The sequence below is a fragment of the Methylobacterium sp. WL6 genome, from assembly GCF_008040095.1.
In the GTDB taxonomy this organism is placed as follows: Bacteria; Pseudomonadota; Alphaproteobacteria; order Rhizobiales; family Beijerinckiaceae; genus Methylobacterium.
Genome location: NZ_VRVH01000252.1, coordinates 1 through 6652 on the forward strand (window position 1 = coordinate 1; position 6652 = coordinate 6652).

The window sequence follows — 6652 nt, forward strand, 5'->3', positions numbered from 1 at the left end:
GCCCTGGCGATCGCCCTGGAGCGCGCCGGCGCGGCGACGGACCGCGGCGTCGCACCGGAGCGCGACCCCGCCCTGGTCGCGGCCGGCCGCGCGCGCCTGCGCTTTTCCGACGATGCGGCCGCCGCACGCCTGCTGCTGTCGGAGTTCGGCTGGACGTTCCACCGCGGGTGACCGGGGTTCCGGCCGACGGCGCCGGAGCCCGCACGGAGCCGATCCCTTCCGAAACCGCGGATCCGGGTTTCGCGCCTGCGACGCCCGGATCCGATCGAGGCGTTCAGTGCGACTTGACCAGGGCGCGCAACGCCTCCGCTGCCGCATCGCGGGCCGGGAAGGCACGCCGCATCGCGTCGACGAAGGCGGCGGCCGGGCCGTCCCAGTCGTGGCGGGCGACGTGCGCGCGGGCGCGAGCCGGGTCGAAGGGCAGCCGGCCCTCGACCGCCGCCTGCATCAGCGCGGCGAGACGCTCGACCCGGTCGGGCGCGTCGAGGTCGAAGTAGCTCGCCGCGTCGCCGCCCGATTCGGGGATGGCGGTGACGTTGGAGGCGATCACCGGCGTGCCGAGCGCGAGGCTCTCCAGCACCGGGATGCCCCAGCCCTCGCCGGCGCTCGGGAACACCAGGGCGGAGGCGTTGGCGTAGAGGTCGCCGAGGCCGCGGTCGTCGATCCCGGCCACGTGCACGACGTCGGCCATCGACGAGAGCCGCGCCAGCGTCTCCGGGCGCTCGCCGTCGGGCTTGCCGACCACCACGAGGCGCGCCGCCCCCGTGGGAAGCCGCGCGAAGGCGTCGAGCGTCAGCGCGAGGTTCTTCCGCGGCTCAAGGCGCCCGACCATCATCAGGTAGGGGCGCCCGTCGCGGATCGGCGAGCGGGTGATCGCGCCGGTGCGGGGCGGGCTCGTCCCGCACCGGACCTCGGCGATCCGGGCCGGGTCGATCCGGTAGGTCCGTGCGATCGAATCGCGGCTGTAGCGCGAGATCGTCACGACGAGGCGGGCGCGCTTGGCGCCGAGCCGCGTCAGCAGGCGGGTGCGCCAGCGCATCCCGAAGGAGAAGAACGACGGATGGGTCTCGAACAGGATGTCGTGCACCACGACGACCTGCCGCCCGCCCGGCACCAGGGGCGGGGCGATGTAGGTGGTCACCAGCGCGTCGATCCGGTCGCGGTGGACGAGCCAGGGCCAGACCGCCAGGAGCCGCACGGCCCGCGGAACCCGCGGCAGCCGGACGTGCTCGACGTTGGGGCCGGAGATCATCGTCGCGGCGCGCCCCGGGTCGTCGGAGTAGATCACGTAGGTCGCGTCCGGGTGGCGCGCCACGGCGCGGCCGACCACGTTGACGAGCCAGGTGCGGCTGCCCTGCATCTTGCCGACGAGGACGTGGGCATCGATTCCGATCCGGAGTGTCATGTCAGGGGCTCCGATAGGCGCCGAAGGACGGGGCCTCGTTGGGGGCGTAGGTGCGGCCGGGCAGGTCCCGCGTCGCGCCGAGCGGGATGCCGGGGCGCGCGAGCGCACGGGTCAGCGCGAAGCCGTTCGCGAAGGGTTTTGCGATGTCGGCGAAGGCCGGCGCCTCGGTGAGGTCCGGCGCGCGCGATCCCAGCGGCAGCGACGCGCCGTCGTCGGTGCGGGTGGCGCCGTAGGCGTAGAGCCGGCCGCCGGCGGCGTGCCGCAGCAGGTTCGGGCCGATGGCGTTGCCGCGGCCCGTGCTCGTGGCCTCGACGGCGATGGCGGCGACGTTCGCCCGCGTCGCCACCACGATGTTGTTCAGGACGCGGTTGTCGACGGTGCGGCCGACCTGCTTGGTGTAGTCGCTGGCCAGCACGATCTCGCCCTTGTAGGCGTGCCGGCCGCCGGAATCGGCCATGTTGCCGACGACGGTGTTGTTGGACACGAGGTTCCGGCCGGCGTCGAACAGGTTGATGCCGGCCCCGTCGTTGCCGGTCGCGACGTTGAAGGCGACGAGGTTGTCGTCGCACCACTGGTCGACCTGGATGCCGTTGCCGTCCTGGCCCGTGGTCTCGCGCTGCCCGGTGACGACGTTGTAGCGGATGGTGTTGCGGTCGCCCGCGTCCTGACCCGCATCCTTGGCGTAGACGTGGATGCCCGAGGTGCCCGACATGCCGATGCCGTTGTCGTGGACGCGGTTGCCCTCGACGACGTAGCCGGAGCCGTTGATCTCCATCCCGTGGATGCCGCTGCCGGAGACCGTGTTGCCCGCGATGATCGTCGGGTCGTCGGCGGGCGCGTTGATCACGTCGACCGCGATGCCATGGGTCTTGTTGCCGGTGAGCCGGTTGCCGAGGATGCGATGCCCGGCCCCGGAGCCGTCGCCGATCCAGATGCCGAGGCCCGAGGCGTCGACGGCCGAATCCCGCACCGTGACGTGGTGGCTCCCCCGGCGCAGGATGAACCCGGAATTCACGGCCCCCCGCACGGTCAGCCCGGACACCGCGACGTGGGCGGCGTTCTCGAACACCACCGAGTTCGACAGCACCGGCTCGGTGCCGGGCACCGCGGCGAACGTCACCGGCGCCTCGGCGGTGCCGCGGGCCGCGACGACCACGACGCCGTCGAAGCGGCCGCCCTTGACCAGCACCGCGCTGCCCGCCGCGAGGCTCGCGAACGGCACCGCGGACAGCGCCGCGACCGTCCGGTAACCGGGCATGGTCGAGCCCGACGGATCGACGAGGATGCGCTGCAGGCTCGGCGGCTCCGCCGGCTGGCAGGCGGTGGCCGCCACCAGCATCGGCAGGAGCGCGACCAGCACCGCCGCCCGGATGCGGTTCGTCATGCGGCCTCCGCGAAGGCGCGGGCGATGGCGAGGCGCTTGCGGCGCTGGAACAGCCGGCGCCACACCGTGCGGCCTGCGGCCGGGCTGAGGCGGGTGAGCGAGCGCGCGGCGGCCCGCCAGCCGGGCAGGGCGACCTCCGGCATCACGAGGTCGGCCAGCGCATGGCGGCGGGCGCGGCCGAAGGGCTCTGGGCCGACGAGCCCGAGGCGGGCGAGGTCGGGGGCGAGGTCGGGGCGCTTGCGGTACCATAGCACCAGGGCCGCGCCCTCCCGCTCGGCGATGCGCAGGTAGGCCGCCTCGTCGAGGAAGTGGTGGTGGTAGGCCAGCGCCTTCGGCTCGTAGAACAGGCGCATCCCGCGCCGCGCCAGCCGCTCGCCGAGCTCGATGTCCTCGTGCCAGGTCAACTGCTGGTCGAAGCCGCCGGCCTCGCGCAGGAAGCCGGCGTCGACGCTGACGTTGCAGGTCAGGAACGCGTCCCAGCCGAGCTCGACCCTGCCGGCGAGCGCATCGTAGGAGGCGTCGTGATGGAGCGCCGCGAACGGCGAGAACGGCAGCGCCGGGTCGATCGTCATCCGCCCGAGGATCGCCGTCTCGCGCCCGCCGCGCCGGGCATGGGCCGCCAGGTGCGCCGCGACGAGGTTCGGGCCGGGGATGGTGTCGTCGTTGACGATGAGCAGGCGCGTGCCGCGGGCGGCCTCGATCGCCCGGTTGCGGGCGGCGTTCGCCCCCGCATTCTCCTGGCGCAGGTGCACCACCGGCCGCCGCGCGGTCGCGACCGCCCGGCTGATCACCGCGCCGGTGCCGTCGGCCGAGCCGTCGTCGCAGACCACGATCTCGAAGGCGGCCTCGGTCTCCTGGCGATCGAAGGCGGCCAGCGTCAGCCGCAGGGTCTCGGCGCGGCCGTAGGTCGGGATGATCACCGACAGGATCGGGGTCTCGGAGGGCGGGGGCGTATCCGGCGTCATGACGAGGCTTCCGGGCTTGAGAGGCTGGGGAGAGAATTGCGCGGGCGCAGCCACAGGGCGCCGGCGAGGGCGAGGATCGCGCCGGCCGGCAGGGCGACGGGAGCGAGCGCGGCCGGGCTCGCGAAGACGCAGGCCGCCATGGCGAGGGGCGGAGCGAGGATCGCCGGCAGGTCGCGGGGCACGAGCGGCGCCCCGACGGACCGGTGGAACACGGATACAACCACTGCGAGCATCGCGATTTCGGCGGCCAGGGCCGCGAGCGCGGCACCCGTGGCGCCTGCCCGCGGCACGAGCACGAGGCAGAGAATCGCGTTCACCGCGCAGCCGGTGGCGCTGAACCAGACCGCGAAGCCGGTGCGGCCGAGGGCGATCAGGGCGGAGAACAGGATCGTCGCCGCGATCATCGCGGCGGCCATCAGCGCGGCGATGCGCAGGACCGGCACGCTGGCGGCGTAGTCCGGCCCGAACAGCAGGCGGACCAGCGGGTCGGCGAGCACCCAGGCCGCGACCACGCCGGGGCCGGCGGCGGCGAGCACGAGACGCAGCGCGAGACGGGCCTGCGCCAGCAGGGTGCCGGTGCCGACGGCGCGCCCGAACACCGGCACCAGGGGCGCGGCGAGCGTGATCGCGACGGCGACGCCGAGCTCGAAGAAGCGGTAGCCGGCGGTGAACAGCCCGACCTCGGCCGCGCCGGCGAAGGCGGCGAGCGCAAGCAGGCCGATGCGGGCATTGAGCGTGCCCAGCGCGTTGGAGATGCCGACGCCGGCGGCCTGCCGGATCGTGGCGAGGCCGATCCGCGGCGAGGCGGCCCGCAGCGGCACGAGGCGCCCGGCGAGGACGAGGCCGAGGACGCCGTAGGCCGCCCCGGCCGCCACCGCGACGAGGGGCAGCACCGCCTCCGGCGCGTCGAGGGCGAGCGCCAGGGCGGTCCCGACGACCAGCACGGCGGCGTTGGCGAGCGAGGGATAGGCCGACCAGCCGGGCCGGCCGCAGACCTGGAACAGCGCGTCGAGGAAGCGGGCGGCGACCAGCGGCATGGCGAGCGCCGCCAGCGCCAGGGCGGGCCGCGTCGGTGGCGGGAGCAGCGGCAAGGCGCCGAGCAGCGCGAGGCCCGTCCCCGCGCCGAGGATCAGGCGCGCGGAGAGCACGCCCGCGAGCGCGTCGGCCCGCGCCTCCGGCGCGCAGGCGCCGATGCGCGCGGCGAAGGTCAGCGTCGTGCCGAAATCGGCGGCGATCAGGGCGATCGCCAGGGCGGCGAGCGCGATGCCGTAATGGCCGAGCACCTCAGGCCCCGCCCCCTTCGCGACCATCACGAAGGCCGCGAAACCCGCGAGCAGGTAGATGCCGCGGCCGGCCGCCTGACCGACCAGGTTGATGCCGTAGCGCATCCCCCTTCGGTCCCGGCCCGTATCGGTTCGATTCACCACCATACGCATCTTTCGGTGATTTTCGCCGGAAAAATGCTACCTATGATTGTAGGATAGCACGACCCAGACGACGCATACCTCGAAAATCGCCTTATGGTTGCGCTTATAAGTATTATACAGCCGTAAAGAGAGTGACATGCCTAAGCCAGCCGACATGCTCGCGGCCCGGGATCTCGCGGGGACCGAGACCGCCGCAGGCACAGCGATCTCCTGGGCGGAGACCCGCGCGGCGCTGCGCGCCGACCGGGCGCACTGGGCGCGCCGCATCCCCGGCCCGGTGCGCCTGCGCCGCGGCTACCAGGCGATCTGGCTCTACCGGATGTCGCGCTACGCCCACGAGAACGGCTGGCGGATGGCGGCCTGGCTGCTCTGGATCGTCAACGGCTGGCTGACGGGCTCGGACATCCCGCCCTCGACCCGGATCGCCGGCGGGATGTTCCTGCCCCATCCCTACGGCACGATCATCGCGGGCGCCGTCGGCCGCGACGCCGCCTTCGGCTTCCAGGCCTCGATCGGCGGCCTCTACAAGACCCCGGACCGCGACGTCGGCGGCGGCCCGGGGCTGCCGCGCCTCGGCGACGACGTGGTCCTCGAGCCGGCCTCGATCGTGCTGGGCGCGGTGCTGATCGGCGACCGGTCCCGGGTCGGGCCGCGCTGCCTCGTGCTCAAGGATCTCGACGCCGACACCGACCTGGCACCGACCGACTGGCGCGCGCTGCCGGGACGGAGCGCCGTGTCGTGAGCGACGACCGGACGCCCTCCGAACCGGTCCTCGACCACGCCCGCCCGGCGGTCCTGCGCCGGTTGCTCGCCGCCGACCTCGAGCGGATCGTGCGCCAGATCAGCGGCGGCAGGCCGATGTCGCGCTCCCGCGCGGCGATGATGGTGCTGCTGCCGGCGATGCAGTGCGCCGTGTTCCACCGCGTCGCCCACCTGATGCACCTGCGCGGGTGGCGGCGGACGGCCGCCGCCGTCGCCGGGCTGTCGGTGCGGCTCACCGGCGCGTCCTTCCATCCCGGATCGCGGATCGGCCCCGGGCTGTTCGTGCCGCACCCGGCACGGATCGCCTTCTGCGGCACGGCGGGACGCGATCTTGTGATCCTGCCGGCGGTGGTGGTCGCGCCGGACCGGCCGGTGCTGGCCGCCGCGCCGTTCCCGCCGGACGCGCCGCACCTCGGCGACGGGGTCGTGGTCGGCGCGCACGCCCTGGTCATGGGCGCGGTGACGATCGGCGATGCGGCGATGGTCGGCGTCGGCGTCGCCACCCTGCGGGACATCCCGGCCGGGACCGTCTCGATGCAGCGCCTGCGCCAGACCAGCGTCTCCACGCTCGGCCGGGATCCCGGGATCGTGCAGGATTCCGCGATCGCCCAGGACAGGAGCGCCGCATGAGCCGCGCCCACGTTCGCGATCACGCGGCCCGGCACCGTCCGGCGGCGGGCCGGCGGGGCGCGTCAGCCCGCGTCGAGGT

At 74.3% G+C, this 6652-nt stretch carries 6 protein-coding genes; 2 read left to right on the forward strand and 4 right to left on the reverse strand.

The annotated features are described in order from the left end of the window. Positions 1 to 274: 274 nt before the first annotated feature. From FV230_RS22435 to FV230_RS22450, 4 genes are read right to left on the reverse strand one after another with little or no spacing between them, the layout of a single operon-like run. Positions 275 to 1405: a glycosyltransferase family 1 protein gene (locus tag FV230_RS22435; RefSeq protein ID WP_147843980.1), complete on the reverse strand. Its 1131-nt coding sequence runs from the start codon at positions 1403 to 1405 to the stop codon at positions 275 to 277. Position 1406: 1 nt separating this feature from the next. Then, positions 1407 to 2789, reverse strand: coding sequence for a right-handed parallel beta-helix repeat-containing protein (locus FV230_RS22440; RefSeq protein WP_147843981.1), 1383 nt, complete (start codon positions 2787 to 2789; stop codon positions 1407 to 1409). Further along, complete coding sequence (locus FV230_RS22445; protein ID WP_147843982.1) at positions 2786 to 3754, reverse strand: glycosyltransferase family A protein; 969 nt, start codon at positions 3752 to 3754, stop codon at positions 2786 to 2788. The genes FV230_RS22440 and FV230_RS22445 overlap by 4 nt, the downstream gene beginning before the upstream one ends. Then, positions 3751 to 5142: a polysaccharide biosynthesis C-terminal domain-containing protein gene (locus tag FV230_RS22450; protein ID WP_246694955.1), complete on the reverse strand. Its 1392-nt coding sequence runs from the start codon at positions 5140 to 5142 to the stop codon at positions 3751 to 3753. The genes FV230_RS22445 and FV230_RS22450 overlap by 4 nt, the downstream gene beginning before the upstream one ends. A 175-nt stretch (positions 5143 to 5317) precedes the next feature. On the opposite strand from FV230_RS22450, the gene FV230_RS22455 reads away from it, so the two are divergent. Then, the gene (locus FV230_RS22455) at positions 5318 to 5923 is read left to right on the forward strand and encodes a serine acetyltransferase (RefSeq protein ID WP_243936041.1); all 606 of its coding nucleotides are present in this window, start codon (positions 5318 to 5320) and stop codon (positions 5921 to 5923) included. Next, positions 5920 to 6573: a serine acetyltransferase gene (locus FV230_RS22460; RefSeq protein ID WP_187275588.1), complete on the forward strand. Its 654-nt coding sequence runs from the start codon at positions 5920 to 5922 to the stop codon at positions 6571 to 6573. The genes FV230_RS22455 and FV230_RS22460 overlap by 4 nt, the downstream gene beginning before the upstream one ends. Positions 6574 to 6652 lie beyond the last annotated feature (79 nt).